Below are 24702 nucleotides of genomic sequence, written 5' to 3'. Positions count from 1 at the left end.
TCTCAAACCGCCGGCGTTTGCGGGATCTTTGCGACCGATCTCAGGCCAACGAGCGCCGCCAGGCGTCATGCAAGGCGGCGTAGGGCCCCTCGGCGCGGATCAAGTCGGCCGGTGGCCCGTCTTCGACCACGGTCCCGTCTTCGATCACCAGCACCCGGTCGGCGATCTCGACGGTGGAGAGCCGGTGGGCGATCACCAGCGCGGTCCGCCGGGCCAACACCGTGCGCAGCGCCTGTTGCACCATCCGCTCGCCGGGAATGTCCAGCGCTGAGGTCGCCTCGTCCAGGATCAGCACCGCTGGGTCGGCGAGGAACGCCCGCGCGAATGCGACCAGCTGACGCTGGCCCGCCGACAGCCGGCCGCCGCGCTTGGCCACGTCGGTGTCATAGCCGTCCGGCAAGGCGGCGACGAACGCCTCGGCGCCCACGCCGGCCGCGGCGGCGACCACCTCGGCGTCGGTCGCCTCGGGACGGCCGAACCGGATGTTGTCGGCGAGTGTCCCGGAGAACAGGAAGTTCTCCTGGGTCACCATCACCACGTGCCGGCGCAGCTCCGCCTGCGTGAGATCACGCAGGTCAACACCGTCGAGCGTCACCGAGCCCGATGCCGGGTCGTGGAACCGGGCGATCAGCTTGGCGATGGTCGTCTTGCCCGCACCGGTGCTGCCGACCAGCGCCACCGTCTGGCCGGCCGGGATGCTCAACGACAGTCCGGCCAGCACCGGCGCATCGGCCCGGTAGCCGAAACACACGTCGCGCAAGGCGATCTCGCCGCGCACCTCTGCAAGGGTGACCGGAGCGTCGGGGTCGGCTACTCCGGGTTTCTCGGCGAGCACCGCGGCCAGCTTCTCCAGTGCCGAGGTCGCCGACTGGAAGGTGTTGAGGAATTGGGTGATCTCCTGCATCGGGTCGAAGAACATCCGCAGGTAGAGCAGGAACGCGGTGAACGTCCCGATCGTCATGTGTCCGTGTAGGACTCGCCAACCGCCGTAGAGCACCACCATCCCGGTGGTGAGGTTGCCGACCAGTTTGACACCGGGTGAGAAGACGGCGACCAGTTTGAACGCCTTCTCGTTGACGGCACGGTAGCGGTCGGCGACTCCCGTGAAGAGTTCGGCATTGCGTGCTTCACGCCGGTAGGCCTGCACCGCCTTGATACCGGTCATGGTCTCGACGAACTGCACGATCACCCGCGCGGCGTGTTCCCGCACCGCGGTGTAGGTCTTCGACGACTCGGCCCTGAACCAGCGCAGCAACGCCACCAGCACGGGGAAGGCGCCCAGGCACATCAGGCCCAGCCGCCAGTCCAGCACGACCAGTAGCACCGCGGTGCCGGCCAGCGTCAGCACGGCACTGACCAGGCTGTCGAACCCGCCCAGCAGCATCTCCTGGATCGCGTCGACGTCGTTGGTCAGCCTGCTGACCACCCGCCCCGAGGTGTAGCGGTCGTGAAAGCCGACGTCGAGGCGCTGGAAGTGCCGGAACACCCGTCGCCGCAGCTCCAGCAGCACCCGCTGGCCGATCCTGCCCGACCACTGCAGGAACAGGATGCGGCTGCCGGCCTGCACGAGCACCACCGCACCCAGCGCGACGATGATCGCCGTCAGCACCCGCGTCGAGCCGTCGGCGGCGATGGGCGGGATTCCCCGGTCGATACCGCGCTGCGCCAGAATCGGAACCGCAAGGCGGGCAGCGTTTTCCACCACAACGATCAACGCCAGCAACACGACCGCGACGCGGTAGGGGCCCAGCAGCGACCACAGCAGGCCGCGCGCCGCGGCCCGGCCCGCGACGGCCGTCACCGCCGTGCCCACTCGACGAGGTGTTCGGCGCCGTCATCGAGCTCGTCGTCGGCGGCCAACAGGTAGCGGTACCGCGGCACCGCCGCCAGCAGTTCTGCATGGGTACCGACCGCTGTGATGGTCCCGTGCTCCAGCAACGCCACCCGGTCGGCAAGCGCCACGGTCGAGGCCCGGTTGGCCACCACGATCGCGGTGATCGGCGGCCGACCGTCGGCGCCGCGCAGCACCCGGCGCAATGCCGCCGTCACGGCGGCCTCGGTGTGCACATCCAGTGCCGACAGGGTGTCGTCGAGCACCAAGACCGCCGGCGCGGCCACCAGGGCCCGAGCCAGCGACAGCCGTTGACGCTGCCCACCCGACAGGCTCATCCCCTGCTCACCGATGCGGGTGTCGAGGCCGCGCGGCAGGTCGTAAACGAATCCGGCCGACGCCACCTCCAGGGCGCGGGCCAGCTCCGCGTCGCTCGCGTCGGGCCGACCCAGCCGCAGATTCTCGGCCACCGACATGGAGAACAGCGTGGGGTCGTCGAACGCGGTGATCACCGCCGAACGCAACGCGGCCAGCGTCAGCGAACGGATATCCCGCCCGCCGATCAGGATCTGCCCCTCATCGGCGTCGTAGAGCCGCGACAGCAGCATCGCCAGCACCGACTTGCCGGATCCGGTGGCACCCACCAGCGCGACGGTCTCGCCGGCTTCGACGGTGAGATCGACCCCGCGCAGCACCCAGGAGCCCTCGGGACCCGAATCGCCGAAGCGGAACCCGACGTCGCGCAGCTCCAGTCGCCCGGACGGCGGCACCGGATCGTCACCGTCGGTGATCTCGGTGGGTGCGTCGAAGATCTCGGTGACCCGGTCGGCGGCGGTCATCGCCTCCTGGGTGGCCGACAGCAGAAAGCCCAACGACGACACCGGCCAGACCAGCGACAGCATCAAGGTGATGAAGGCGACCAGGGTGCCCATCGTGACCAGGTGGTGTCCGGCCGCGTACGCACCGACCGCCAGCACCACGATCAGCGTGAGGTTGGGGATCACCTCCAGCAGCGTCCAGAACTTCGACGTCACCACCACCTTGTCGACGCCCAGGTCGCGCAGCCTCGTGGCCTGCGCGTCGAACCGGGCGAACACGTGGTCCTCGCGGCCGAACGCCTTGATCGTGCGCAGCCCCACCGCCGATTCCTCGACATCGGTGGCCACCTGGCCCGCCTGGTCCTGCGCCCGCCGCGACAGCCGGGTGTATTGGCGCCGGAAGTGCTGCACCGTCAGCGTCACCGGCACCATCGACACGCAGGCGACCACGCCCAGCGGCCAGTACAGCAGCAGCAGGATGGTCGTCACCGCGACGATCTGCAACGTGTTGAGCGCCAGGAACACCAGGACGAATGCCAGAAATCGGCGGATGGTGGCCAGGTCGTTCATGATCCGCGACAGCAGCTGCCCGGACTGCCAGCGCCCGTGGAAGGTCATCGGCAGCACCTGCAGCCGGGCGTAGAGGTCCTTGCGGAGGTCGGCTTCGACGCCCATCGTGGCGTGCGCGACCAGCCAGCGCCGCACGAACCACAGCACCGCCTCGCCGACCCCGAGCGCGGTGGCAGCCGTCCCGAGCACCCACAGTCCCGGCTGGTCACGGTGGGCCACCGGCCCGTCGATGACGGCCTTGGTGACCAGCGGGATCGTCACGGTGGCACCCAGGCTCACGACGGCCACCGTGATCATGGCGATCCACCTCGCCCGGTAGGGCCGCAGGTACGGCGCCAAGCTGCGCAACGCGGACGCCGGCTTCACCCAATCGACCTTAGATCGAAGGCGGATCGAAGGCGGCGACCCGCGGCGCATCCCTCGCTTGATGGCAATGTTCAGGCAAAATGGCGGCCATGAACAATCCCGCCAACGCTGCCGCCTCCCCCCGGGTACTGGTGGTCGACGACGACTCCGATGTGCTCGCCTCGCTGGAACGCGGACTGCGACTGTCCGGATTCGAAGTGGCGACGGCGGCCGACGGCGCCGAAGCGTTGCGCAGCGCCAAGGAGACCCGCCCGGACGCCATCGTGCTCGACATCAACATGCCGGTGCTCGACGGCGTCAGCGTGGTGACGGCACTGCGGGCGATGGGCGATGACGTGCCCGTCTGCGTGCTGTCCGCGCGCAGTTCGGTCGACGACCGGGTCGCCGGCCTGGAGGCAGGCGCCGACGACTACCTGGTCAAGCCATTCGTGCTCGCCGAGTTGGTGGCCCGGGTACGGGCGATGCTGCGGCGGCGCGGGTCGGCGGCCAGCTCGTCGTCGGAGACCATCACGGTGGGCCCCCTGGAGGTCGACATCCCGGGCCGGCGCGCCAGGGTCAAGGGTGTCGATGTGGACCTGACCAAACGCGAGTTCGACCTGTTGGCCGTGCTCGCCGAGCACAAGACCGCGGTGCTCTCCCGGGCGCAGCTCCTCGAGCTGGTGTGGGGTTACGACTTCGCCGCCGACACCAACGTCGTCGACGTGTTCATCGGCTATCTGCGGCGCAAGCTGGAAGCCGGCGGAGCGCCACGGCTGCTGCACACCGTCCGCGGGGTCGGATTCGTCCTGCGAACGCAGTGAGGACCACGATGAACGTCATGAACATGCTGCGGCGCGTCTTCGCTCGAACCCCGTCGCTGCGGACCCGGGTGGTGCTGGCGACCGCCATCGGCACCGCGATCGTGACGGTCATCATCGGCGCCATCGTGTGGGTCGGGATCACCAACGACCGCAAGTACTGGCTGGACCGTCGGCTCGACGAGGCGGCCGGGCTGACCGTTCCGCTCATCGGCCTGGGCGAGCTGCCCCGCGCGGCAGGTGGGACCGACGCCGTGATCACACTGCGCCGGGCAGGTGAGGTGACGTCGAACTCCGCGGTGGTGCTGCCGGAGCTGGAGGCGGGATACGCCGACACCGAGATCGACGGCGTGCGCTACCGGGTGCGCACCGTCGACATTCCCGGGCCGGGTCCGCGGTCACTGGCGGTCGGCGCCACCTACGAGGCCACCATCGCCGACACCAACAACCTGCACCGCCGGGTGCTGCTGCTGTGCACGTTCGCGATCGGCGCTGCCGCGGTGCTGGGCTGGCTGCTGGCGGCGTTCGCGGTACGGCCACTGCGCCGGCTGGCCCAGCAGGCCCGATCGATCGACGCCGGCGACGAACGACCGGAAATCGAGGTGCGTGGGGCCAGCGAGGCCGTGGAGATCGCCGAGGCGATGCGCGGCATGCTGCAGCGGATCTGGACCGAACAGGACCGCACCAAAGAGGCCCTGGCGTCCGCGCGCGACTTCGCCGCGGTGTCCTCGCATGAGCTGCGCACGCCGCTGACCGCCATGCGCACCAACCTCGAGGTGCTGACGACGCTCGACCTGCCCGAGGACCAGCGCAAAGAAGTCCTCAGCGACGTGGTCCGCACCCAGTCGCGGATCGAAGCGACCCTGTCGGCCCTGGAGCGGCTGGCCCAGGGGGAACTGTCCACGGCCGACGATCAGGTTCCGGTCGACATCACCGAACTGCTCGACCGGGCGGCGCACGACGCGATGCGGGTCTTCCCGGACCTGAACGTCTCGCTGGTGCCGTCACCCACCTGCATCATCGTCGGGCTGCCGGCCGGGTTGCGGCTGGCGGTGGACAACGCGATCGCCAACGCGGTCAAGCACGGCGGCGCCACCCAGGTACAGCTGTCGGCGGTCACCTCCCGGGCGGGCGTCGAGATCGCCATCGACGACAACGGCAGCGGGGTTCCCGAGGATGAGCGGCAGGTGGTGTTCGAGCGGTTCTCCCGCGGTTCGACGGCATCGCATTCCGGGTCCGGTCTCGGGCTGGCGCTGGTGGCTCAGCAGGCTGGACTGCACGGCGGCACAGCGACCCTGGAGGACAGCCCGATGGGCGGGGTGCGACTGATGCTGCGACTGCCGCCGCCACGCTGAGCGCACCCGCCGGGGCGTCAGGTCTGCTCGCGCCGACTGTCCCAGCGCTGGAAGCCCGCCGCCGCGGCCGTCTGCTCGTCCTTGAACCACACCTCGGCGATCGTCGCCTCATAGGACGGGCTGTCCGGGCCGTGGTAGAGCATCGAGTCCTCGTTGCCTTTGATGGTCCAACCGGCCGGCCCGCTGCCACCGCCGCCCGCCCGCGCCGATCCGTCGCCGTAGGGCGCAGCCGCGACGGCGGCACCACCGGATGGTGTCGACGTCGGCACCTCGCGTTTGACCCGCCAGATGGCGAAGGCGAATGTCAGCGTCAACCCCAGCAGAAATGACAAGCCCATCAGCCAGCAATTGACGCCATGCATCAGTCGGCTCCCATCTCACGCGAGCCGGGCAGGGCCGCAATGGCGTCCTCCCGGCTGGTGCGGCGGATCGAAACAATCGTCAGTAACCAGGCGATCGCCGAACCCACCACGAATGCCAGCAGATACCACAGCCACTGCATGACGAAATCCATCGGAGATCCTCCTTAGCTAACCGTGATCGCGACACGACGGTTCTGTGCGCGGCCGTCCGGTGTCGCGTTGCTGGCGACCGGGTCGGCCGGCCCGAACCCCTTGGCGGTGACGCTGCTCGCCGGGACACCCTGGGCGACAAGGAAATCGGCGACCGCTTTGGCCCGGTCGGTACTCAACGGCACGTTGATGCCGTCGTTGCCGGTGTTGTCGGTGTAGCCGCTTACCGTCACCTGGGCGCTGCGGCAACCCTTGAGCGTCTCCGCGACCCGACTCAGTTGTCGGCGGGTGCCCGGCGACAGGGTGTGACCGTTGGTCACGAAGGTGACGGGCGTGGCCATCAACGCGGTGACGTCGGCTTGCAGCTTGCCGCAGTCACCGGCTGGGTCAGGAGCCGGTGAAGCGCTGGGCGGCACCGGTTTCGGAGCCGGTGAGCCGGGCGCCGCGGGCGTGTTCGGGGCCTCGGGGCGCGGGACCTCTGGGCCGGGGGCCTCCGGCACATCAGGCAGGACCAGAATGTTGTTGGAGATCACCAGATTTGGCCAAGCCGCCTTCGCGGCCGCCTCGACGGCCGACTTGACCGCACCGGAAGCCGCGGTACCGATCAGCGTGACGGTGCCACCGCTGATCTTGAACTTGAAGTCCGGCATGGACACCGCGGCCTTGAACACCGATCCCAGGGCGGCGGCGTCGGGCACCTTGACACCCGGTTTGATGTTGAGGTTGTCCACCAATTGCACACCGCTGCCGAACAACCCCTTGAGCATCTCGATCAATCCAGTGCGCGTGGCGACGTCGGGAAGGTCGCCGTTGAGGGTGATGACGTTGCCGTTACGCAGAATCGACAACGGAGCAAACGATATTCCCGGCGTATTGGCCTCCGGCGCCGCCGGCATCGAAAGCGACGGCACGGGGACCTCGGGCCAGGTGGCGTCGCCCGCGGTGATGTCGATTCTTTCTCGATCCGCCACTCCCAGTCCGATCAATGCCAGTAGCAACGGAATTGCCGCCAGGGCCACCAGCCATCCGGGGCCGGGAGGTCGACGGTAAAAGCGCGATTCCGTTCGCCAGCCGGTCGCGGTCCGGTTTTCGGAGCCCGGCATGGATCCTCCTCGAAGGTCGAAAAAGCACCTCGTACCCAGGACACCGCGAGTGTAGGAGCTCTGACGGACCCTCGGAGGTCTTCAGTCGATTTTTGCGGACTTACCGCGTCCCGGGAGCGCTGATCCCGAGCTCATTGACGATGTCGATGTGCGGCCAGGCGTCGCGGGCCGCGGCCTCGACGGCGACCGCCTCGCCCGGCTTCGCCGCGGTGCCGGCCAGCGTCACGCGGTCGGCGGCGGCGTGCAACGCGAAATCCCCGATCACCGCCGCCGCTTCGAATACCGGGGCCGACGCGGCGAAATCCGGTGTCGCGGCGCCCGGCGTCACGCCGAGCCGATCGACGACGGTGACATCGTCGGCCGAGGTGATCACGGCGTCCAACAACGCCCGTTTGGCCGCCGGATCCGGCACGTCACCGCTCAGGGTGATCTCGTTGCCCTGGCGGATCACCGACAGCGGCGCCGGCATTGCGGCGCCGGGATTAGTGCCGTCCGGCGAAGCGTCCCGCAGCCCGCAGCCGGTCGCGCCGAGCAGCACCGCGACGAGCGCCGCCGCCACCAGCCGGGCGCGCACTCAGCGGGTGCCGAGCAGATCGATCATGAACACCAGCGTCTTGCCGGCGAGTTGATGACCGGTGCCGGCCGGGCCGTAGGCCAGCTCGGGCGGGATGACCAATTGGCGCCGACCGCCCACCTTCATGCCGGGGATGCCGTCCTGCCAGCCCGCGATGAGCCCGTCGAGCGGAAACTCCAGCGGTTCTCCCCGGTTCCACGAGCTGTCGAACTCTGCGCCGGAGTCGTAATCGACACCCAGGTAGTGCACGTTGACGAGTGCGCCGGGGGCGGCCTCGGCCCCGTCCCCGACAACGATGTCCTCGATGACCAACTCGGTCGGCGGCGGGCCGGCCGGAACGGTGATCTGCGGCTTGCCCGGCTTCGTCACGGCGGTTACCGCCCGCCGATGGTGATGTAGTCGCGCTCGGTGGCACCGGTGTAGAGCTGACGCGGCCGGCCGATCTTGGAGTCGCCCTCGTCGTGCATCTCGCGCCAGTGCGCGATCCAGCCGGGCAGCCGGCCCAGCGCGAACAGCACGGTGAACATCCGGGCCGGGAAGCCGATCGCCCGGTAGATCAGGCCGGTGTAGAAGTCGACGTTCGGGTAGAGCTTGCGCTCGATGAAGTAGTCGTCGGTCAGCGCGGCCTCTTCGAGATCCTTGGCGATGTTGAGCAGTTCGTCGTCGCCGCCGAGCTTGCCGAGGATCTTGTCGGCCTGCTCCTTGACGATGCGCGCCCGGGGGTCGTAGTTCTTGTAGACCCGGTGGCCGAAGCCCATCAGCTTGACGCCGTCCTCGCGGTTCTTGACCTTCTTGACGAAGTCGCCGACGTTGCCGTGCTGGTCACGGATCTGCTCCAGCATCTCCAGCACCGCCTGGTTCGCGCCGCCGTGCAGCGGGCCCCACAGCGCGTTGATGCCGCCGGAGATCGAGGTGAACAGGTTGGCCCGCGACGAGCCGACCAGCCGCACCGTCGACGTCGAGCAGTTCTGCTCGTGGTCGGCGTGCAGGATGAACAGCATGTCGAGTGCCCGCACCACCTCGGGGTCGACCTCGTAGGGCTCGGCCGGCAGGCCGAAGGTCATCCGCAGGAAGTTCTCCACCAGAGAAAGCGAGTTGTCCGGGTACAGGAACGGCTGCCCCTCGGACTTCTTGAACGCGTAGGCGGCGATGGTGGGCAGTTTGCCCAGCAGCCGGATGGTCGATACCTCGACCTGCTCGTTGTCGGAGGGGTCCAGTGAGTCCTGGTAGTAGGCGGAGAGCGCGTTGACCACGCTGGACAGCACCGGCATCGGGTGGGCATTGCGCGGGAAGCCGTCGAAGAACCGCTTCAGGTCCTCGTGCAGCATGGTGTGCCGCTGGATCTTGCCGGTGAAGGTCGCCAACTGTTCGGCAGTGGGCAGTTCGCCGTAGATCAGCAGGTAGCTGACCTCGATGAAGGTGGACTTCTCGGCGAGCTGCTCGATCGGGTAGCCGCGGTAGCGCAGGATGCCGGCATCGCCGTCGATGTAGGTGATGGCGCTCTTGACCGGCGCGGTGTTGGCGTAGCCGTTGTCGAATGTGGTGTAGCCGGTCTTGGCGAGCAGCGAACCGATGGCCAGCGCATCGGACCCGTCGGTGGCGTGGACGATCGGCAGCTCTAGCTCGCCTCCCGGGTACTTCAGGGTGGCGGTGTCGTCGGTAGCGGCCACAAGGAACCCCTTTGCACTATTCGGCTGACCAGTCGTTCGGAGCGTGTATAGGAAAAGGTAGTCGGTTCCGGGGCGGAGCGCCCGCCCGGGGCCGAGTATCACGGGCCGGTCATCGCGCCGCTGCCGGTCCCGGCCGGTGATAGCGGATGAAAGCCGGTGCCGCGAGTGCGGCGAGCAGCACTCCGACGACCACCAGCACTCCGCCGCCGGCGGCGGCCGCGGCCGTTCCCACCACCGCGCCGGCCGCCCCGTGCACGGTATCGGCAAGGCGGGGCCCACCGGCCACGATCACGGTGAACACGCCCTGCAACCGCCCCCGGATCTCGTCGGAGGCGACCTGCTGCAGCATCGTCGAACGGAATGCCGCCGACACCATGTCCGCGGCGCCGCCGACCGCCAGAAAGCCCAGCGCGACCCACAACACCGGGCCGGGATGCCCGTCGGCGCGCGCGACCGCCAGCCCGAAGCCGGCCATCGCCGCGCCCCACACCACGATCGAGATGACGATCGCCAGGCCCTGGCGGCTGATCCGCGGCAGCCATCCGGAGAACACCCCGCCGGCCACCGCGCCGACCGCCATCGCGGCGGCCAGCAGCGCCATCGTGGTGCCGCCCTCGACCGGTCCGCCGAAGTCCACGGCGGCGATCTGCGGGAACAGCGCCCGAGGCAGTCCCAGCACCATCGCGATCAGGTCCACCACGAACGACATCAACACCACGGTGTTGCCGGCCAGGTAACGAAACCCGTCCAGCACCGCCGCCACCCCGAAACGCGAGCCGTCGGTTGATCCGGCGGGCGGCATCGGTGCCAGCCGAAAGGTCGCCCAGATCGGGAAGACGCAGGTGACAGCATCGACCAGGTAGAGCGTGGGCAGGTCTACCCAGCCGAGCAGCAGCCCAGCCAGCAACGGCCCCACGATGGCCCCGAACTGCATCACGGTCATGTTCAGCGAGTTGGCGGCCGGTAGGTCGCCGCCGGCCACCAACCGCGGAATGGCGGCGGCGCGGGTGGGCGAATTGACCGCGTAGAACCCCTGCTGCACGGCGAGCAGCGAAAGCACCACCCAGACGTCGCCACCCAGCACCGCCTGCACCCAGAGCAGCAGCGAGGCGGCCGCCAGCCCGCAGGAGGCGATGATCAGCAGCTTGCGGCGGTCCATGGCGTCGGCCCAGGCGCCGCCCAGCAGCCCGAAGACCACCAGCGGCACCAGCGCGAACAGGCCCGACAAGCCGACATAGGCCGAACTGCCGGTCAGCGCGTAGATCTGCACCGGGACCGCGAAGATGGTCAGGTTCGCCCCGATGACGGTCGGAATCCCGGCCAGCCACAGCCGCCGGAAGTCCGGGTTGCGCAGCGGAGTGGTGTCGGCGAACAGCCTCACCGCAGCGGACCCGAGATCACGGCTGCAGGCGCTCGATGCGCCCGCCGCTCACCCGAATCCGATTGTGCAGCCGACCTTCTCGGCCCTGCCAGAACTCCACCACCTCTGGCGCGATGACATAACCGGCCCAGCTGGGCGCGACCGGAACGTCGTCGCTGTCGGCGAACCGGGCGGTCACCTCGACGAGCTGATCGAGCAGGGCCGCGCGCGAGGTGATCGGCTGCGACTGGTGCGACGCCCAGAAACCCAGCTGCGAAGCCCGCGGTCGGTTCACCCAGTATTCGGCCGGGATCGCGGCGTCGGTCTTGGTGACCCGGCCGCGGATATGGACCTGGCGGCCCAGTTGATACCAGGGGAACGTCGCCGACGCGTACGGTGTCGCCGCCAGCTGGACCGCCTTGTCCGAGCCGTCGTCGGTGAAGAAGGTGACGCCGTGCTCGTCGAGGTTCTTACACAGCACCGAGCGGCTGACCGGCCGGCCGTCTTCGACCGTGGCCAGCACCATGGCGTTGGGTTCGGCGATCCCGGCGCGTTCGGCGTCGCCGATCCAGTTGCGCAGCAAAACCTGCCAGCCGTCCTCGAGCCAGTCCACGTCGAGGTCGCCGCAGTTGTCCTTCTCCCGGTATTCCACTCGCATCGCCGCCAGGTGCTCGTTGTCGGGGCCTGTCCTGTGCACCGCCCAACGCTACGCCGCGGTCCGGTCCAGCCGGCGTTACCAGCCGGTAGGAACTGCCGGGTGCCGGGGTGGGACAATCCAACACATGATTGCTGCAGTCCCGGAGAATTTCGTTGCCGGCCTGGAGGGCACGGTGGCGTTCACCACCGAGATCGCCGAACCCGACAAGGATGGTGGCGCGCTGCGCTACCGCGGTGTCGACATCGAGGACCTGGCCGGAAAAGTCAGCTTCGGCGACGTGTGGGCCCTGCTGGTCGACGGCGACTTCACTCGCCCCCTGGCACCCGCCGAGCCGCTGGAACTGTCGGTGCGCACCGGCGACGTCCGCGTCGACGCCCAGGCCGGGGTGGCCATGCTGGCCCCGCAATGGGGATTCCAGCCGCTGCTGGACACCGATGACGCCACCGCACGCGATCAGTTGGCGCGCGCGGCGGTGATGGTGCTTTCCTATGTCGCTCAATCGGCGCGTGGCTCACAGCCACCGGTCTCCCAGCAGACCATCGACGGCTGCGCCACCATCACCGAGCGGTTCATGACCCGCTGGCGCGGCGAGCCCGACCCGGCCCACATCGAGGCGATCGACGCCTACTGGGTCTCGGCGGCCGAGCACGGCATGAACGCCTCGACGTTCACGGCCCGGGTGATCGCCTCCACCGGCGCCGACGTCGGCGCGGCGCTGTCCGGCGCGATCGGTGCGATGAGCGGCCCGCTGCACGGGGGCGCTCCGGCCCGGGTGATCCCGATGATCGAAGAGGTGGAGCGCTCCGGGGACGCCCGCGCGGTGGTCAAGGGCATCCTGGACCGCAAAGAGAAGCTGATGGGCTTCGGCCACCGGGTGTACCGCGCCGAGGACCCGCGCGCCCGGGTGCTGCGCGCCACCGCCAAACGGCTGGCCGCGCCCCGCTACGAGGTGGCCGCAGCCCTGGAGCAGGCGGCACTGGACGAGCTGCGGGAGCGCCGGCCGGACCGGGCCATCGAGACCAACGTGGAGTTCTGGGCGGCAGTGATCCTGGACTTCGCCGAAGTGCCCCCGGCGATGATGCCGGCGATGTTCACCTGTGGGCGTACCGCGGGCTGGTGCGCCCACATCATGGAGCAGAAGCGCCTGGGCAAGCTGGTGCGCCCGTCGGCCATCTACGTCGGCCCGGGGCCGCGCGGCGCGGAGTCGGTGGCCGGCTGGGATCGGCCCCCTAAGGGCTGACCCGAACGGGATGTCAGCGCCGAACGTGTAACCACTGCGAACTGCTGCGCGATTTTTCGCAGTGACTACACGTTCGGCGGGCCCAGGCGCGCGCCCCAAGCACGCGGGGTTCAGCGGCGCCGCAAGGCGCTGAGCAGGTTCTGCAGCAATGGCACGTCGGAGTGGTCCGCCACCTCGTCGAGCATGTCGGGCACCCGGGTGAACTTGACCCGCGGCCGGTTCTGCGCCTGACCGCGCGCGATCTCCGCCCTGTCGATGGCCTTCCAGCCGGCGGCGTCGATCACCTCGGGCCGGCGGGCGTGCACCATCCGGGCGACCGCGCGCGGCCCGCCGATCGGCTCGCTGAGCTGACCGGCGTTGTAATCGGCGACCAGGCTCTGGATCGTCTTGAGCGAATCGGACTTGTTGGTGCCGATGAAACCATTGGTGCCACGCTTGATCCACCCGGATACATACGCCCCCGGAACCGGCTGTCCGGTGACCGGGTCGACCACCCGGCCGCCCTCGTTGGGAACCACCCCGGCGGCGTCGTCAAACGGCAGGTCGGCGATCGGGGTGCCGTGGTAGCCGATCGAGGTCAGCACCAGGCCGGCCTCGAGCCTACGCAGCTCGTCAGTGCCGGTCACGGTGAATTCGACTGCGGTGGCCCGTTCTTCGCCGAGCACCCGGGCCGGGGTCAGCTCGTAAGCGAACCGGATGCGCGGCTTGGTAGATCGCGCGGAGGCGCTGTCAACACTGCCGAGTTTGGCCAGGATCTCCAGCTTCTGCCGGGTGAAGGTGTCGCGCACGGTCGCCAGGTCGTTACGTACCCGGGCGTGGTCTTCGGCGTCGAGCACCACCTCGGCGGCCTGGGTCAGCCCGACCAGTTCGGGCAGGGTGAACGCAGAGGCGATCGGGCCGCGGCGGGCGACGATCACCACTTCCTGCACCCGGGAGTCGCGCAGCACCGCCAGCGCGTTGTCGGCGATGTCGGTGCCGGCCAGCTTGTCGGGGTCGGCGGTGAGGATTCGGGCCACGTCGAGGGCCACGTTGCCGTTGCCGACGATCACCACCCGCTCGTGGCCGAGGTCGACCGGCAGGTCGGTGAACTCCGGATGCCCGTTGTACCAGCCGACGACCTCGGTGGCGGTGCCGGTGCCGGGCAGTCCCATGCCGTCGATCTCCAACCGTCGGTCGTGCAGCGCACCGGAGGCATAGAGCACGGCGTGGTGATACTCCAGCAGGTCGGCGTGGCGCAGGTGGTTGCCCACCTCGACGTTGAGGAAGAAGTTGAAGCCGCGCCGCCAGGAGATCTCGTCGAACAGCTTGGTGGCCAGCTTGGTGTGCTGGTGATCGGGGGCGACCCCGGCGCGCACCAAGCCGTAGGGGGTGGGCAGCTTCTCGAACACGTTGACCAGCACACCGGGCTGGGTCAGCAGTTCATCGGCGGCGTACATCGCGGCCGGCCCGGAGCCGACGATGGCCACCGTCAGCGGATACTTGCCGCGCCGGTGCACCTCGGCGGCCGGCAGGATCGGCGCCAGCTTGGACGTCGGCGGCAGCTTCACGCCCTCGGGGCGCTTGGGGTAGTACGACTTGTTGATCTCGATGAACGGCAGCTGCTGCGCCGGTAGCTGCGTATCGGGGTAGATCGCGTCGACCGGGCAGGCCCGGACGCAGGCGCCGCAGTCCACGCAGGCGTCCGGGTCGATGTAGAGCATCTCGGTGGTGGCGAAGTCCGGCTCGTCCGGGCTGGGGTGAATGCAGTAGACCGGACAGGCGAACACGCAGGACGCGTCGTTACAGCATGCCTGGCTGATGACGTGCGGCATGAGGCGGCGGGTTCGCTGACTTATGCGACGCGCGACAGGTGCGCGCGCTGCGGCTGGGCCCGGAAGCGCGACGGCGCCCCGTTGATCCGGCACATCCGCCAGATCAGCTTGGCGACCGGGTTCATCAGCCCGGTGTCGTGGCAGAGCATCCGCACGTCGGCGAACATGTCCGACAGCATCCGCCGGGCGTCGGCCGACCCGAAGAATACGTCCTTGCGCACCGAACGCGGAATGTCGAACTCCTGCCAGAACGCCTTCGGCGGAACGACGATCGCCGAACACAGGATCCGCATGGTGACCGGCACGAACAGCGACAGCCAGAACCGCTTGCGGCGCGGCAGGTTCGGAACACGCTTGTTGAGGTATTCGTGCGCGAACGAGATGTGCCGCGCCTCTTCGGCGACGTGGATCGCCATCACCTTCTCCATGATCGGGTGCAGCGTCTTGCCCTCGCGCAAGATGTCCTTCTGAATGTGGTCGATGGGCTCCTCGCCGGCGAGGATGCCGAACCAGAACGGGATCGGCAGCGGGCCGGCGACCAGCGGAATGAACGCCGCCAGCCACTTGAGGAACCGTGGCATGCCGGGCACGTCGGCGCCGATGTGGTTCACCATCTCCTGGAACATCAGGGTGTGGTTGCACTCCTCGACCGACTCGTGCAGGCAGTACCGGTACTCCGGTGAGCCGTTGGGCACCCAGAACGCGTAGTTGAGCAGGCCGCGGATCAGGATGGACTCGAAGTGCAGGCCGACCTTGGCCACGTTGGCCTGACGCCACATTCCGATCTTGATCTGGCGTTCCTCGGGCTGCGCCTGATACCAGGCGTGCTTGCCCAGCGGGTCGGTGGCCGGCAGAATCCACCGCGGGTCATTCTCGAACACCTTGAATTCCGGGCTGTCCCAATCGATGTCGAGGTACGGGTTGAAGTGGCGCCGTACCGAGCCCTCCGACAGGGTGTTGAGCATGTCGACGTATGCGGTGTCGTCGGACACGTCCATGTTGGCCCGCCACCGCCGCACGATGCGGGTTCGGGCGGGTTTCTGAGCCGTTTTCTGAGCCATCGGAGACACCCCCACTGACGTTTACATTTGGCCTTGTTATGTATAACGGTACCGCAGGTATCGGCTACCCGTCCAGAGCCTCCGACGGCTTGTGGGCCTGACACGTGTCGAGTGTTCCATGTGATCCGCATCACGTTAAACCTGCCGTGCGAGGCGTAGCGGTCCGCTGTCTACGCTAGGGGCCATGGCTGAGCAGCTCACGATCCCGGACAACATCAAGCCCGCCGACGGACGGTTCGGCTGCGGGCCGTCCAAGGTCCGGCCGGAGCAGCTGAACGCGCTGGTCACCACCGCGGCGCCGCTGTTCGGGACCTCGCACCGGCAGGCGCCGGTCAAGAACCTGGTCGGCCGGGTCCGCAGCGGTCTGCGCGAGCTGTTCTCGGTGCCCGACGGCTACGAGGTGGTACTGGGCAACGGCGGCTCCACCGCGTTCTGGGACGCGGCCGCATTCGGGCTGATCGACCAGCGCTCCTTGCACCTGACCTACGGCGAGTTCAGCGCGAAGTTCGCCTCGGCGGTGGCCAAGAACCCGTTCGTGGGCGATCCGATCATCATCAAGGCCGAGCCCGGCAGCGCCCCGGAGCCGACATCCGACCCGTCTGTCGATGTGATCGCCTGGGCGCACAACGAGACGTCGACCGGCGTGGCGGTACCGGTGCGCCGGCCCGAGGACGCCGGCGAGGCACTGATCGTGATCGACGCGACCTCCGGCGCCGGCGGTCTGCCCGTCGACATCACCGAGACCGACGCCTACTACTTCGCGCCGCAGAAGAATTTCGCCTCCGACGGCGGGCTGTGGCTGGCGATCATGAGCCCGGCCGCACTGGCGCGCATCGAGGCGATCGCCGCCTCGGGCCGCTGGGTGCCCGAATTCCTGTCCTTGCCGATCGCGGTGGACAACAGCTCGAAGAACCAGACCTACAACACCCCTGCGATCGCCACGCTGGCGCTGCTGGCCGAGCAGCTGGACTGGCTGCTGGGCAACGGCGGGTTGGACTGGGCGGTCAAGCGCACCGCGGATTCGTCGCAGCGGCTGTACTCCTGGGCCGAGTCCCGGCCGTTCACCACCCCGTTCGTCGCCGACCCGGCGTTGCGCTCGCAGGTGGTGGGCACCATCGACTTCACCGACTCCGTGGATGCAGGTGCCGTGGCCGCGATTTTGCGGGCCAACGGCATCGTCGACACCGAGCCCTACCGCAAACTGGGCCGCAACCAGTTGCGGGTGGCGATGTTCCCGGCGGTGGAGCCCGACGACGTCAGTGCGCTGACCCAGTGCGTGGACTTCGTGGTGGAGAGGCTCTGAGCGCGGCTCCGGCCTCTCGTGACCAAGTCGTTATAACCCCAGCGTGTCACCGCCGTCCGGGCCGCTCACTGCACTAAAGTCCGCAGCTAACCGGGCCTGCGCAAGGAGAAGTCATGCGGGAACTAAGGGCGATCGGCCTCGACGCCGACGGCAAGCACATCATCTGCGAGAGCGTCGGCGACGACGATGACAGCACCGAGATGTTCCGGGTGCGGATCGACGACCGGCTGCGCGGCGCGGTGCGCGGCGAGGCCAGCCGCGTCGGGCAGACCCAGATCGACCTGGGCATCAGCATGCTGCGCCCGAAGGACATTCAGGCCCGCATCCGCGCCGGTGCGTCGGTCGAGCAGGTGGCCGCAGCGGCCGGTGTCGACGTCTCCCGGGTGGAGCGGTTCGCCCACCCGGTGTTGCTGGAGCGCTCCCGAGCCGCGGAACTGGCCGCCGCCGCTCACCCGGTACTGGCCGACGGGCCGGCCGTGCCCACCCTGCTCGAGGTCGTCACCAGCGCGCTGATGAGCCGCGGCCTCAACCCCGATCAGAGCAGCTGGGACGCCTGGCGCAACGACGACGGACGCTGGACGGTTCAGCTGGCCTGGAAGGCCGGCCGTTCCGACAACGTCGCCCACTTCTGGTTCGCCCCCGGCGCGCACGGGGGAACGGTGACCGCCCTCGATGATCCGGCGATGGAGCTCATCGACCCCGACTTCGACCGGCAGCTGCGACCGGTCGCCGCGGTCGCCCAGCTGGACTTCGAGGAGCCGGCCGCCGCACCCGCGACCGAAGAAGCGCCTGCCCCGCCGCGCCCGACGGCCCGCGCCCGCCGCAGCAAGCCCGCGGTGCCGGGATGGGAGGATGTGCTGCTCGGGGTGCGCTCCAGCGGTCAGCGCTGAGCAACCAGCGCCAGCGTCACCAGCCACGCCCCCGCCACCCCGAGTCCGGCGCCCAGCGCGAACCAGCGCAGCACCGGGGTGCGTCGCCAGCCCCACACCGTGGGCGCCAGTCCGCCCACCGCGATCAGGTTGAGGACGACGGCCACCGCCAGGTGCACCCGGATCAGCCCCAGGCTCAGCACCGCGATCGCGGTCCCCGACACCGCCGCGACGAACGCCGCCACGGTCAACCCGGTCGCCCAGGGCGTGGTCTGGCTGGGCGTCATGCCGGCAGCCTAGTGCGCTCGTAGAAGGCCAGCGCCGCGGCGGTCGCCACGTTGAGGGAGTCGGTGCCCCGCGACATCGGGATGCGCACTCGCAGGTCACTGGCCCGCATGGCCTGCTCCGACAGTCCCGGCCCCTCCGCGCCGACCAGCACCGCCACCGGGTCGTCGTGCACCTTCGCCATGGCCGTCGACAGCGCGTCGGCGCGCGGGTCCGGTGTCATGGCCAGCAGCCGGAACCCGCGGTCGCGCAGCATGGCCAGATCGGCCGGCCAGTCCGCCGAACGGGCGAACGGGACCAGCAGGGCATGCCCCATCGACACCCGCACCGCGCGCCGGTACAGCGGATCGGCGCAGCCGCTGCCGAAGACCACCGCATCCACTCCGAGGCCGGCGCCGTTGCGGAATATCGAGCCCAGGTTCTCGTGGTCGTTGACACCTTCGAGCACCGCGATGGTGCGGGCATCGGCAACCACATCGGTCACCGTCGGCTCGGGCACCCGCGACGCAGCGGCCAGCACACCACGGTTGAGGTGAAATCCGACGACCTCGGCCATCACCTCCGCGCTCACCCGGTAGTAGGGCACGTCGGGCACAACGGCCAGATCGTCCGCCAACTCCACCAGCCGGCGGTCGGTGCCCAGCAGCGCCCGCGGCGAGTACCGCGAGACGAGCATCCGCTGCACCACCAGCACGCCTTCGGCGATCACCAGCCCTTTACCGGTGGGCAGGTCCGGGCGGCGGTCGACACTGTTCAGGTCGCGGAAATCGTCCAACCGGGAATCGCGCGGATCGTCGATATCGACGACGTCGAGGACCCTGGCCACTGGCCGAACATTACCGGCGAGGCGCTAACGTCAACGGCGATGACCCCCCAACCGATCCCTGAGCCTCCGACTGAGCCCTCCCCCGAGCCGCCGCCGTTGCCGACCGCCCTGCTGCGGGCCTGGCCGGTGATCGGCGCCGGGGCGGCCGGCTTCGGTTGCGCGACCATCGCGGCGTTCGCGATTCCGGCACTGGAGTCGTGGCGGCCGGTGAGTGTGGCCGGGCTGGGGGTCGGTGCACTGGGCACCACGATCTTTCTGTTGCAGCGCACCGCGGCGCGGCGCGGCGCGCGCGGCGCCCAGACCGGACTGGAACACGAATAGAAGTTGCGGCCGATTCAAGGAGGAACGAGATGGCAGCTCCGCTGCTGAAGGCAGAGATCGACATCAAGGCGCCGGTCACCGAGGTCTGGAACTTGATCTCCGACTTCCGGCGAATGCCGGAGTGGAGCCCGCAGTGCCGGTGGATGAAACCGCTGGGCGCGGTACGGCCGGGCACCCGCACCATCAACGTCAATCGGCGGGGCCGAATGTTCTGGCCCACCACCTCCGTCATCACCGAGTACGTCCCGGACCGCAAACTGGCCTTCCGGGTCAGCGAGAACCACAGTGTGTGGAGCTACGAACTCGAGCCAACCGCCGAGGGCACCCGGGTCACCGAGAGCCGGCACGTCGAAAACGGCAACACCACCGCGGTCTCGGCGTTCTTGGTGGACAAGTTCATGGGTGGGACGCCCACCTTCGAACGCGAGCTGATCGAGGGCATGAACGCCTCCTTGCAGCGGATCAAGGCGGCCGCCGAAAACCGCTGAAGCGCCCCGCAAGTGGGGTAACGTCCATCGTCACCGGCGAAACTGGAGGGAGCCCCGGACATGGTGGAGACCGCGACATCCAGCCTTGGGATGCTGAGCGGCGTCGCAGCCACCGCGGTGCTGCTGGCCGCCGGCCTCGCCCCGGTGGCGGCGACACCGGAGATCAGCGCTCACGCGCTCGCCCGGGTCTCCACCGAGGTGGCCCTGACGGCCGACACGATCTTCGACGCCCTGGCCGACACGGCGGCCTTCGCTGCTCCAGCGGCGGCCAAGGCCGTGGCCTTCGACACCCCCGGGGTGGCCGAGGCATTCGACATCAGCGGGCTGATCAACGCTGAATTCGCTGCGGCCCAAGGGTTTTTCAACAGCCTGTTCAGCCTGCCGGTCACGCTGTTCAATGACGTCGAAGGTTTGATCACCAGTCTGGTCAACCTCGACTTCGGGATGGCCTTCAGCGAGTTGTTCTCCATCCCGCAGGACATCGTCAACTACGTCCTCGGTCTGCCGGGTTTGGTGGTCAACACCGTTTACGAGATGGCCGTGGTGATCCCGGGCGAGTACCTGTTCAACTTCGGCTAGCCGGTGCCCGGCTCCCCCGGTTCGGCGGCGGTCTCGGTGGCGGGGGCTTCGGCCTCAACCGGTGCTTCGTCAGCCGGATCGACCGGTTCGGCCGGTGCCTCGGCCGCTTCGGCCGGTGCCTCGGCCGCTTCGGCCGGTGCCTCGGCGGGCGGAGCCGCGGTGGCCTCAGCATCGCCAGCACCCTCAGCGTCGTCGACGATCTCGAGCACCCCGTCGTCGTAGGGGTCGTGGACCGGGGAGCCGGTGCCCGCCGGTACCGGGGTGTCACTGTGGGCGCCGCAGCCGTACCCGCTGTCGACGACCCGGCCGTCCGCGGACATCTCATTGCCGCAGACCCCGAACCCGGTGCCGAGAACACCGGCCAGCGGCAGATAGAAGCCGCAGTCTCGGCAGACCCGCTTGGTGGACCGCGCCATCGCCGAATCCGGCCCGTAGTCGCCGTCGTGCCAGCGTTGCGCCGCCTCGGCGCGACCCAGCGGGCTCAACAGCCAACGCCGGCCCAGGCCGAGCTCGCCGGCCACCTCGTCGAGGTCCGGATCGCCACTGGAGGTGTAGCCCGGCACCAGTCGCGGATCGTCGGCCGGCGGCGCCAACAGATCTCCCGGACCCAGGTCGCCGGGCCGCACCCGCTGATCCCACGGCACCCATTCCGGCGACAACAGCGCGCCGGGACCCGGAACCAGCACCACCTCGCTGACCGTGGAGTGCGCTGCCCCAGGGAAGGCGGCCACCACGACGGCCCACTGCCAGCCCTGATAACCGGGCAGCACGGCGCCGAACCGGTGGGTGGCGGCGGTCGCGTCCTCGTAGTCGACGCCCAAGTGCTCACCGACGGTGTCCGCGCCGCTGAACTCGACGACGGCCGCGCGGGCCTCGTCGACGGCCGCGGCCAGCACCGCGGGCACCGCGATGGCCGCGCTGGCTGATTCTGTGCCGGGAGACGTCACAAGGGTCCTTCCGTTCAATTACGCCCCTCATACTGCCGCAGCGCGGCCTGCTCAGCCACATGCAGGCACGATCGCGGCCTGCGCGGCCGGGCGCCGATGATAGGGAAGAATCGACGTGTGTCTGCACGGCGGCGTGATCTCCCCGACCCGGGCCGGCGTCGCCGTCCGATTTCGGCCGCCGGCCGGGGGCACCGCGGCGGCTCGGCCGGCGAGCACCCCGGCATGGCCAATTACCCCAGCGACAGCGCCGGTGGCCAGCGGCAGCGCAACCCGATGCCCAGCGCCAACCGCTACCTGCCGCCGCTGCATGACACCACCGAGGCCCCGCGCCGGCAGCGCCCATCCGACGATCCCGGTACCGCCGGCCGCGTCACGGTGACCCGGGCCGCCGCGGCCCGTAGCCGCGAAATGGGATCTCGGATGTACGGGCTGGTGCAGCGCGCCGCCACCGCCGACGGCGCCGACAAATCCGGGCTGACCGCGCTGACGTGGCCGGTGGTGGCCAACTTCGCGGTGGACGCGGCGATGGCGGTCGCGCTGGCCAACACCTTGTTCTTCGCCGCGGCCGCCGGGGAGAGCAAGGGCAGGGTGGCGCTCTACCTCCTGGTGACGATCGCGCCGTTCGCGGTGGTCGCGCCGCTGATCGGTCCCGCGCTGGACCGCCTGCAGCACGGCAGGCGCGCGGCGCTCGCGATGTCCTTCGCGCTGCGCACCGCGCTGGCCCTGGTGCTGATCGGTAACTACGACGGCGTCGCGGGCACCTTCGGATCCTGGGTGCTCTACCCGTGTGCGCTGGCCATGATGGTGCTGTCGAAATCGTTCACGGTGCTGCGCAGTGCGGTGACACCCCGAGTGATGCCGCCATCGATCGATCTGGTGCGAGTCAATTCCCGGCTGACGATGTTCGGGCTGCTCGGTGGAACGATCGTCGGCGGCGGCGTCGCCGCGGGTGCCGAATACGTCTTCACCCGGCTACTGCAGCTACCGGGGGCACTGTTGGTGCTCGTCGCGGTGTCGGTGGCCGGGGCGGCGCTGTCCATGCGGATCCCGCGGTGGGTCGAGGTGACCACCGGCGAGATTCCGACCACCTTGAGCTACCGCCTCGACGAACGGCCCCGCAGCTGGCCCGAGCAGGTGCGGCGGGCCGGTGGGGCGCTGAGCCAGCCGCTGCGCCAACCGCTGGGGCGCAACATCATCGCCGCCCTGTGGGGCAACTGCACCATCAAGGCCATGGTCGGTTTCCTGTTCCTGTACCCGGCGTTCGTGGCCAAACAGCACGACGCCGACGGTTGGGTGCAACTGGGCATTCTGGGGCTGATCGGCGCGGCCGCCGGGGTGGGTAACTTCGCCGGCAACTTCGCCAGCGCCCGGTTGCAACTGGGTCGCCCCGCGGTACTGGTGGTGCGCTGCACCATGGCGGTAACCGCTGTCGCGCTGGCGGCCGCGGTGGCCGGGACGCTGGTGATGGCGGCCGTCGCCGCCCTGGTCACCTCCGGCGCCAGCGCGGTGGCCAAGGCATCGCTGGACGCCGCGCTGCAGGACGACCTGCCCGAGGAGTCGCGGGCCTCGGCGTTCGGCCGCACCGAGTCCACCCTGCAGCTGTGCTGGGTGCTCGGCGGTGCGCTGGGGGTGCTGGTATACACCGACCTGTGGGTGGGCTTCACCGCGATCACCGCACTGCTGATCCCGGGTCTGGCCCAGACCATCCTTTCCTTCCACGGCGATTCGTTGATCCCCGGCCTGGGGGGCAACCGTCCGGTGCTGATCGAACAGGACGGCGCCCGCCGCGATTCCGTGAGACAGGGGTGATGAGCAGGTGAAACGTGTGACGACCGTGTTGGTGACGGTGCTGGTGGCGGCGACGGCGGCGCTGGCCGGGTTCGCCACCTGGTGGTTCAGCCGCGGCGGCGAGCCGACGCCGCCGCAGATCAGCGCCTACTCCAACGGGCGCCTCACCCACGCCGGGCCCTACATGTTCTGCGATGTGCTCGACCTCAACGAGTGCGTGCTGACCGAAGCGCAGGGCACGCTCGCGGTCGACGAACGGAATCCGGTGCAACTGTCGGTCGACACGGTCATCGGGCGGGCGCCGTGGCGGCTGCTGCGGCTCTACGACGATCCGGCCGACGCCACCGGCAAGATGTATCAGCCGGGCAGCACCCTGGCGGTCACCATCCCCACCGTCGACCCGCACCGCGGACCGCTACGCGGTCTGGTGGTGCAGCTGCTCACGCTGGTCGTCGATCGTGACACCGACGAGAAGTTCGCGGTGCCGCACGCCGAATGGGCGGTCGGGCTGCAGTGGCGGGATCAAAGGCAGGATTGACGGCGGCGGCCCGCTGCGCCCGGCTAAACCCCGTGCCCGGCGGCCACCCGCTCGGGCTCCGCTACCGGACCGGGCGCGGTGCCGTCCCCGAACGGCCTGCCGCCCAGGGCTTCTCGACCATGGGGTGAGAGCCAATTCGCCAAGTCCGGGCCGTCGGGGACGATCCGGGACGGATTGATGTCGGCGTGCACGATGTAGTAGTGCCGCTTGATCTGGACGAAGTCGACCGTGTCGCCGAACCCGGGCGTCTGGAACAGGTCCCGCGCGTAGGCCCACAGCACCGGCATCTCGGACAGCTTCTGCCGGTTGCATTTGAAGTGCCCGTGATAGACCGGATCGAACCGCGCCAGGGTGGTGAACAGCCGCACGTCGGCCTCGGTGATGGTGTCGCCCACCAGATACCGCTGATCCGCCAGTCGTTCGCTGACCCAGTCCAGCGCGGTGAACAACCGGTGGTAGGCGGCGCTGTAGGCGTCCTGGCTGCCAGCGAAGCCGCACCGGTAGACGCCGTTGTTGATCTCGGTGTAGATCCGTTTGGACACCTCGTCGATCTCGGCGCGTAGCGGTTCGGGATACAGCTGCGGGGCGCCGTCGCGATGATAGGCCGACCACTCGGTGGAGAAATCCAGCGTGATCCGGGCGAAGTCGTTGGTGACTACCGCTCCGGTGGGCACGTCGACGATCGCGGGCACCGTGATGCCCTTCGGGTAGTCCGGAAACCGCTTGAAGTACGCATCGGCCAGCCGCGGGATCTGCAAGACCGGGTCGACGCCGCCGGGGTCAAGATCGAACGTCCAGCTGCGCTGATCGTGAGTGGGCCCGCAGAATCCGATGGAGATGACGTCTTCCAGCCCGAGCAGTCGCCGCACGATGATGGTGCGATTGGCCCACGGGCAGGCCCGCGCCACGATCAGCCGGTAGCGGCCCGGCTCGACGGGATACCCGTCTCGGCCATCGGCGGTGATCCGGGTGGTGATGTAGTCGGTGTCGCGATTGAATTCGCCCTCGGCGACGTAGTCGGCCATGCCGTTC

The 24702-nt window shown here is 69.2% G+C and carries 26 protein-coding genes; 10 read left to right on the top strand and 16 right to left on the bottom strand.

The window, feature by feature from the left end:
• Nucleotides 1-40: 40 nt before the first annotated feature.
• Both BST10_RS07460 and BST10_RS07455 read right to left on the bottom strand, forming a co-directional pair.
• Nucleotides 41-1801 (bottom strand): ABC transporter ATP-binding protein, encoded by a 1761-nt coding sequence (locus BST10_RS07460; protein ID WP_235673536.1) that lies wholly within the window; start codon nt 1799-1801, stop codon nt 41-43.
• Nucleotides 1798-3636, bottom strand: a complete 1839-nt coding sequence (locus BST10_RS07455; protein ID WP_049792844.1) for an ABC transporter ATP-binding protein — start codon at nt 3634-3636, stop codon at nt 1798-1800. Before BST10_RS07455 ends, BST10_RS07460 begins: the two co-directional genes overlap by 4 nt.
• A gap of 38 nt (nt 3637-3674) precedes the next feature.
• Between BST10_RS07455 and prrA the strand changes: the two genes are divergently transcribed.
• Both prrA and BST10_RS07445 read left to right on the top strand, forming a co-directional pair.
• Nucleotides 3675-4385, top strand: coding sequence for a two-component system response regulator PrrA (prrA, locus tag BST10_RS07450; RefSeq protein ID WP_013827765.1), 711 nt, complete (start codon nt 3675-3677; stop codon nt 4383-4385).
• A gap of 17 nt (nt 4386-4402) precedes the next feature.
• Complete coding sequence (locus tag BST10_RS07445; RefSeq protein ID WP_013827764.1) at nt 4403-5737, top strand: HAMP domain-containing sensor histidine kinase; 1335 nt, start codon at nt 4403-4405, stop codon at nt 5735-5737.
• Nucleotides 5738-5754: 17 nt separating this feature from the next.
• On the opposite strand, the gene arfC is transcribed toward BST10_RS07445, so the two are convergent.
• The 8 genes from arfC to pdxH form a co-directional block, all read right to left on the bottom strand.
• Complete coding sequence (gene arfC, locus BST10_RS07440; protein WP_083037268.1) at nt 5755-6099, bottom strand: channel accessory protein ArfC, sunset domain variant; 345 nt, start codon at nt 6097-6099, stop codon at nt 5755-5757.
• Nucleotides 6099-6251, bottom strand: a complete 153-nt coding sequence (gene arfB, locus BST10_RS23235; RefSeq protein ID WP_013827762.1) for a channel accessory protein ArfB — start codon at nt 6249-6251, stop codon at nt 6099-6101. The genes arfC and arfB overlap by 1 nt, the downstream gene beginning before the upstream one ends.
• 12 nt (nt 6252-6263) lie before the next feature.
• Nucleotides 6264-7352 carry a channel-forming protein ArfA/OmpATb gene (arfA, locus tag BST10_RS07435; protein WP_264079636.1) on the bottom strand — a complete coding sequence of 363 codons (1089 nt, stop codon included), beginning with the start codon at nt 7350-7352 and terminating at the stop codon, nt 6264-6266.
• Between the two features lie 100 nt (nt 7353-7452).
• Nucleotides 7453-7926, bottom strand: a complete 474-nt coding sequence (arfA, locus tag BST10_RS07430; RefSeq protein WP_083037266.1) for a channel-forming protein ArfA/OmpATb — start codon at nt 7924-7926, stop codon at nt 7453-7455.
• Nucleotides 7927-8295 (bottom strand): FKBP-type peptidyl-prolyl cis-trans isomerase, encoded by a 369-nt coding sequence (locus BST10_RS07425; RefSeq protein WP_013827759.1) that lies wholly within the window; start codon nt 8293-8295, stop codon nt 7927-7929.
• A 5-nt stretch (nt 8296-8300) separates the two neighbouring features.
• On the bottom strand, nt 8301-9596 hold the full coding sequence (locus BST10_RS07420; RefSeq protein WP_013827758.1) for a citrate synthase: 1296 nt from the start codon (nt 9594-9596) through the stop codon (nt 8301-8303).
• A gap of 109 nt (nt 9597-9705) precedes the next feature.
• On the bottom strand, nt 9706-10977 hold the full coding sequence (locus BST10_RS07415; RefSeq protein WP_013827757.1) for an MFS transporter: 1272 nt from the start codon (nt 10975-10977) through the stop codon (nt 9706-9708).
• A 16-nt stretch (nt 10978-10993) separates the two neighbouring features.
• Nucleotides 10994-11653 (bottom strand): pyridoxamine 5'-phosphate oxidase, encoded by a 660-nt coding sequence (gene pdxH / locus BST10_RS07410; RefSeq protein ID WP_264079637.1) that lies wholly within the window; start codon nt 11651-11653, stop codon nt 10994-10996.
• Between the two features lie 85 nt (nt 11654-11738).
• Between pdxH and BST10_RS07405 the strand changes: the two genes are divergently transcribed.
• Nucleotides 11739-12854, top strand: a complete 1116-nt coding sequence (locus tag BST10_RS07405) for a citrate synthase 2 (RefSeq protein ID WP_083037265.1) — start codon at nt 11739-11741, stop codon at nt 12852-12854.
• A gap of 110 nt (nt 12855-12964) precedes the next feature.
• Here BST10_RS07405 and BST10_RS07400 read toward each other — a convergent pair whose 3' ends face one another.
• Both BST10_RS07400 and BST10_RS07395 read right to left on the bottom strand, forming a co-directional pair.
• Complete coding sequence (locus BST10_RS07400) at nt 12965-14665, bottom strand: FAD-dependent oxidoreductase (RefSeq protein WP_041317175.1); 1701 nt, start codon at nt 14663-14665, stop codon at nt 12965-12967.
• Between the two features lie 20 nt (nt 14666-14685).
• Nucleotides 14686-15726, bottom strand: coding sequence for an AurF N-oxygenase family protein (locus tag BST10_RS07395; protein WP_205277362.1), 1041 nt, complete (start codon nt 15724-15726; stop codon nt 14686-14688).
• A 184-nt stretch (nt 15727-15910) separates the two neighbouring features.
• Here BST10_RS07395 and serC point away from each other — a divergent pair, with 184 nt between their 5' ends.
• Nucleotides 15911-17029 carry a phosphoserine transaminase gene (gene serC, locus BST10_RS07390; RefSeq protein WP_083037263.1) on the top strand — a complete coding sequence of 373 codons (1119 nt, stop codon included), beginning with the start codon at nt 15911-15913 and terminating at the stop codon, nt 17027-17029.
• A gap of 113 nt (nt 17030-17142) precedes the next feature.
• Nucleotides 17143-17919: a septation protein SepH gene (gene sepH / locus BST10_RS07385; RefSeq protein ID WP_013827751.1), complete on the top strand. Its 777-nt coding sequence runs from the start codon at nt 17143-17145 to the stop codon at nt 17917-17919.
• On the opposite strand, the gene BST10_RS07380 is transcribed toward sepH, so the two are convergent.
• Nucleotides 17910-18185: a DUF2537 domain-containing protein gene (locus BST10_RS07380; RefSeq protein ID WP_083037262.1), complete on the bottom strand. Its 276-nt coding sequence runs from the start codon at nt 18183-18185 to the stop codon at nt 17910-17912. The genes sepH and BST10_RS07380 overlap by 10 nt on opposite strands.
• Nucleotides 18182-19009: a TrmH family RNA methyltransferase gene (locus BST10_RS07375; protein ID WP_083037261.1), complete on the bottom strand. Its 828-nt coding sequence runs from the start codon at nt 19007-19009 to the stop codon at nt 18182-18184. Before BST10_RS07375 ends, BST10_RS07380 begins: the two co-directional genes overlap by 4 nt.
• Nucleotides 19010-19048: 39 nt before the next feature.
• On the opposite strand from BST10_RS07375, the gene BST10_RS07370 reads away from it, so the two are divergent.
• The 3 genes from BST10_RS07370 to BST10_RS07360 are packed head-to-tail and all read left to right on the top strand — an operon-like array spanning nt 19049 to nt 20397.
• Nucleotides 19049-19330, top strand: coding sequence for a DUF2530 domain-containing protein (locus BST10_RS07370; protein WP_049792843.1), 282 nt, complete (start codon nt 19049-19051; stop codon nt 19328-19330).
• Nucleotides 19331-19359: 29 nt separating this feature from the next.
• Nucleotides 19360-19818 carry an SRPBCC family protein gene (locus BST10_RS07365; protein WP_013827747.1) on the top strand — a complete coding sequence of 153 codons (459 nt, stop codon included), beginning with the start codon at nt 19360-19362 and terminating at the stop codon, nt 19816-19818.
• Nucleotides 19819-19878: 60 nt separating this feature from the next.
• A complete protein-coding gene (locus BST10_RS07360) occupies nt 19879-20397 on the top strand; it encodes a hypothetical protein (RefSeq protein WP_083037260.1) in 519 nt (172 codons plus the stop codon).
• Here BST10_RS07360 and BST10_RS07355 read toward each other — a convergent pair.
• Nucleotides 20394-21344 carry a DUF3027 domain-containing protein gene (locus BST10_RS07355; protein ID WP_235673535.1) on the bottom strand — a complete coding sequence of 317 codons (951 nt, stop codon included), beginning with the start codon at nt 21342-21344 and terminating at the stop codon, nt 20394-20396. The two genes, BST10_RS07360 and BST10_RS07355, sit on opposite strands and share 4 nt — an antisense overlap.
• A 222-nt stretch (nt 21345-21566) precedes the next feature.
• On the opposite strand from BST10_RS07355, the gene BST10_RS07350 reads away from it, so the two are divergent.
• Both BST10_RS07350 and BST10_RS07345 read left to right on the top strand, forming a co-directional pair.
• Complete coding sequence (locus BST10_RS07350) at nt 21567-23153, top strand: MFS transporter (RefSeq protein WP_109559435.1); 1587 nt, start codon at nt 21567-21569, stop codon at nt 23151-23153.
• Between the two features lie 7 nt (nt 23154-23160).
• Nucleotides 23161-23670, top strand: coding sequence for a DUF2771 domain-containing protein (locus BST10_RS07345; protein ID WP_041317164.1), 510 nt, complete (start codon nt 23161-23163; stop codon nt 23668-23670).
• Nucleotides 23671-23693: 23 nt separating this feature from the next.
• Here the strand turns inward: BST10_RS07345 and BST10_RS07340 are convergent, their stop codons facing one another.
• Nucleotides 23694-24695 (bottom strand): glutathione S-transferase family protein, encoded by a 1002-nt coding sequence (locus tag BST10_RS07340; RefSeq protein WP_083037340.1) that lies wholly within the window; start codon nt 24693-24695, stop codon nt 23694-23696.
• Nucleotides 24696-24702: the final 7 nt, after the last annotated feature.

This window comes from Mycolicibacter algericus DSM 45454, assembly GCF_002086455.1.
Lineage (GTDB): Bacteria > Actinomycetota > Actinomycetes > Mycobacteriales > Mycobacteriaceae > Mycobacterium > Mycobacterium algericum.
The sequence above is the reverse complement of the archived record's forward strand: the minus strand, read 5'-3'. Positions and strand labels throughout refer to the sequence as shown.

Excerpts from the sequence above, each read along its gene's own strand:
- BST10_RS07455 (WP_049792844.1), bottom strand. The coding sequence starts at position 3,636 with ATGCGCCGCGGGTCGCCGCCTTCGATCCGCCTTCGATCTAAGGTCGAT.
- prrA (WP_013827765.1), top strand. The coding sequence starts at position 3,675 with ATGAACAATCCCGCCAACGCTGCCGCCTCCCCCCGGGTACTGGTGGTC.
- BST10_RS07445 (WP_013827764.1), top strand. The coding sequence starts at position 4,403 with ATGAACATGCTGCGGCGCGTCTTCGCTCGAACCCCGTCGCTGCGGACC.
- arfC (WP_083037268.1), bottom strand. The coding sequence starts at position 6,099 with ATGCATGGCGTCAATTGCTGGCTGATGGGCTTGTCATTTCTGCTGGGG.
- arfB (WP_013827762.1), bottom strand. The coding sequence starts at position 6,251 with ATGGATTTCGTCATGCAGTGGCTGTGGTATCTGCTGGCATTCGTGGTG.
- arfA (WP_264079636.1), bottom strand. The coding sequence starts at position 7,352 with ATGCCGGGCTCCGAAAACCGGACCGCGACCGGCTGGCGAACGGAATCG.
- BST10_RS07405 (WP_083037265.1), top strand. The coding sequence starts at position 11,739 with ATGATTGCTGCAGTCCCGGAGAATTTCGTTGCCGGCCTGGAGGGCACG.
- BST10_RS07400 (WP_041317175.1), bottom strand. The coding sequence starts at position 14,665 with ATGCCGCACGTCATCAGCCAGGCATGCTGTAACGACGCGTCCTGCGTG.
- BST10_RS07395 (WP_205277362.1), bottom strand. The coding sequence starts at position 15,726 with ATGGCTCAGAAAACGGCTCAGAAACCCGCCCGAACCCGCATCGTGCGG.
- serC (WP_083037263.1), top strand. The coding sequence starts at position 15,911 with ATGGCTGAGCAGCTCACGATCCCGGACAACATCAAGCCCGCCGACGGA.
- sepH (WP_013827751.1), top strand. The coding sequence starts at position 17,143 with ATGCGGGAACTAAGGGCGATCGGCCTCGACGCCGACGGCAAGCACATC.
- BST10_RS07380 (WP_083037262.1), bottom strand. The coding sequence starts at position 18,185 with ATGACGCCCAGCCAGACCACGCCCTGGGCGACCGGGTTGACCGTGGCG.
- BST10_RS07370 (WP_049792843.1), top strand. The coding sequence starts at position 19,049 with ATGACCCCCCAACCGATCCCTGAGCCTCCGACTGAGCCCTCCCCCGAG.
- BST10_RS07365 (WP_013827747.1), top strand. The coding sequence starts at position 19,360 with ATGGCAGCTCCGCTGCTGAAGGCAGAGATCGACATCAAGGCGCCGGTC.
- BST10_RS07360 (WP_083037260.1), top strand. The coding sequence starts at position 19,879 with ATGGTGGAGACCGCGACATCCAGCCTTGGGATGCTGAGCGGCGTCGCA.
- BST10_RS07350 (WP_109559435.1), top strand. The coding sequence starts at position 21,567 with ATGGCCAATTACCCCAGCGACAGCGCCGGTGGCCAGCGGCAGCGCAAC.
- BST10_RS07340 (WP_083037340.1), bottom strand. The coding sequence starts at position 24,695 with ATGGCCGACTACGTCGCCGAGGGCGAATTCAATCGCGACACCGACTAC.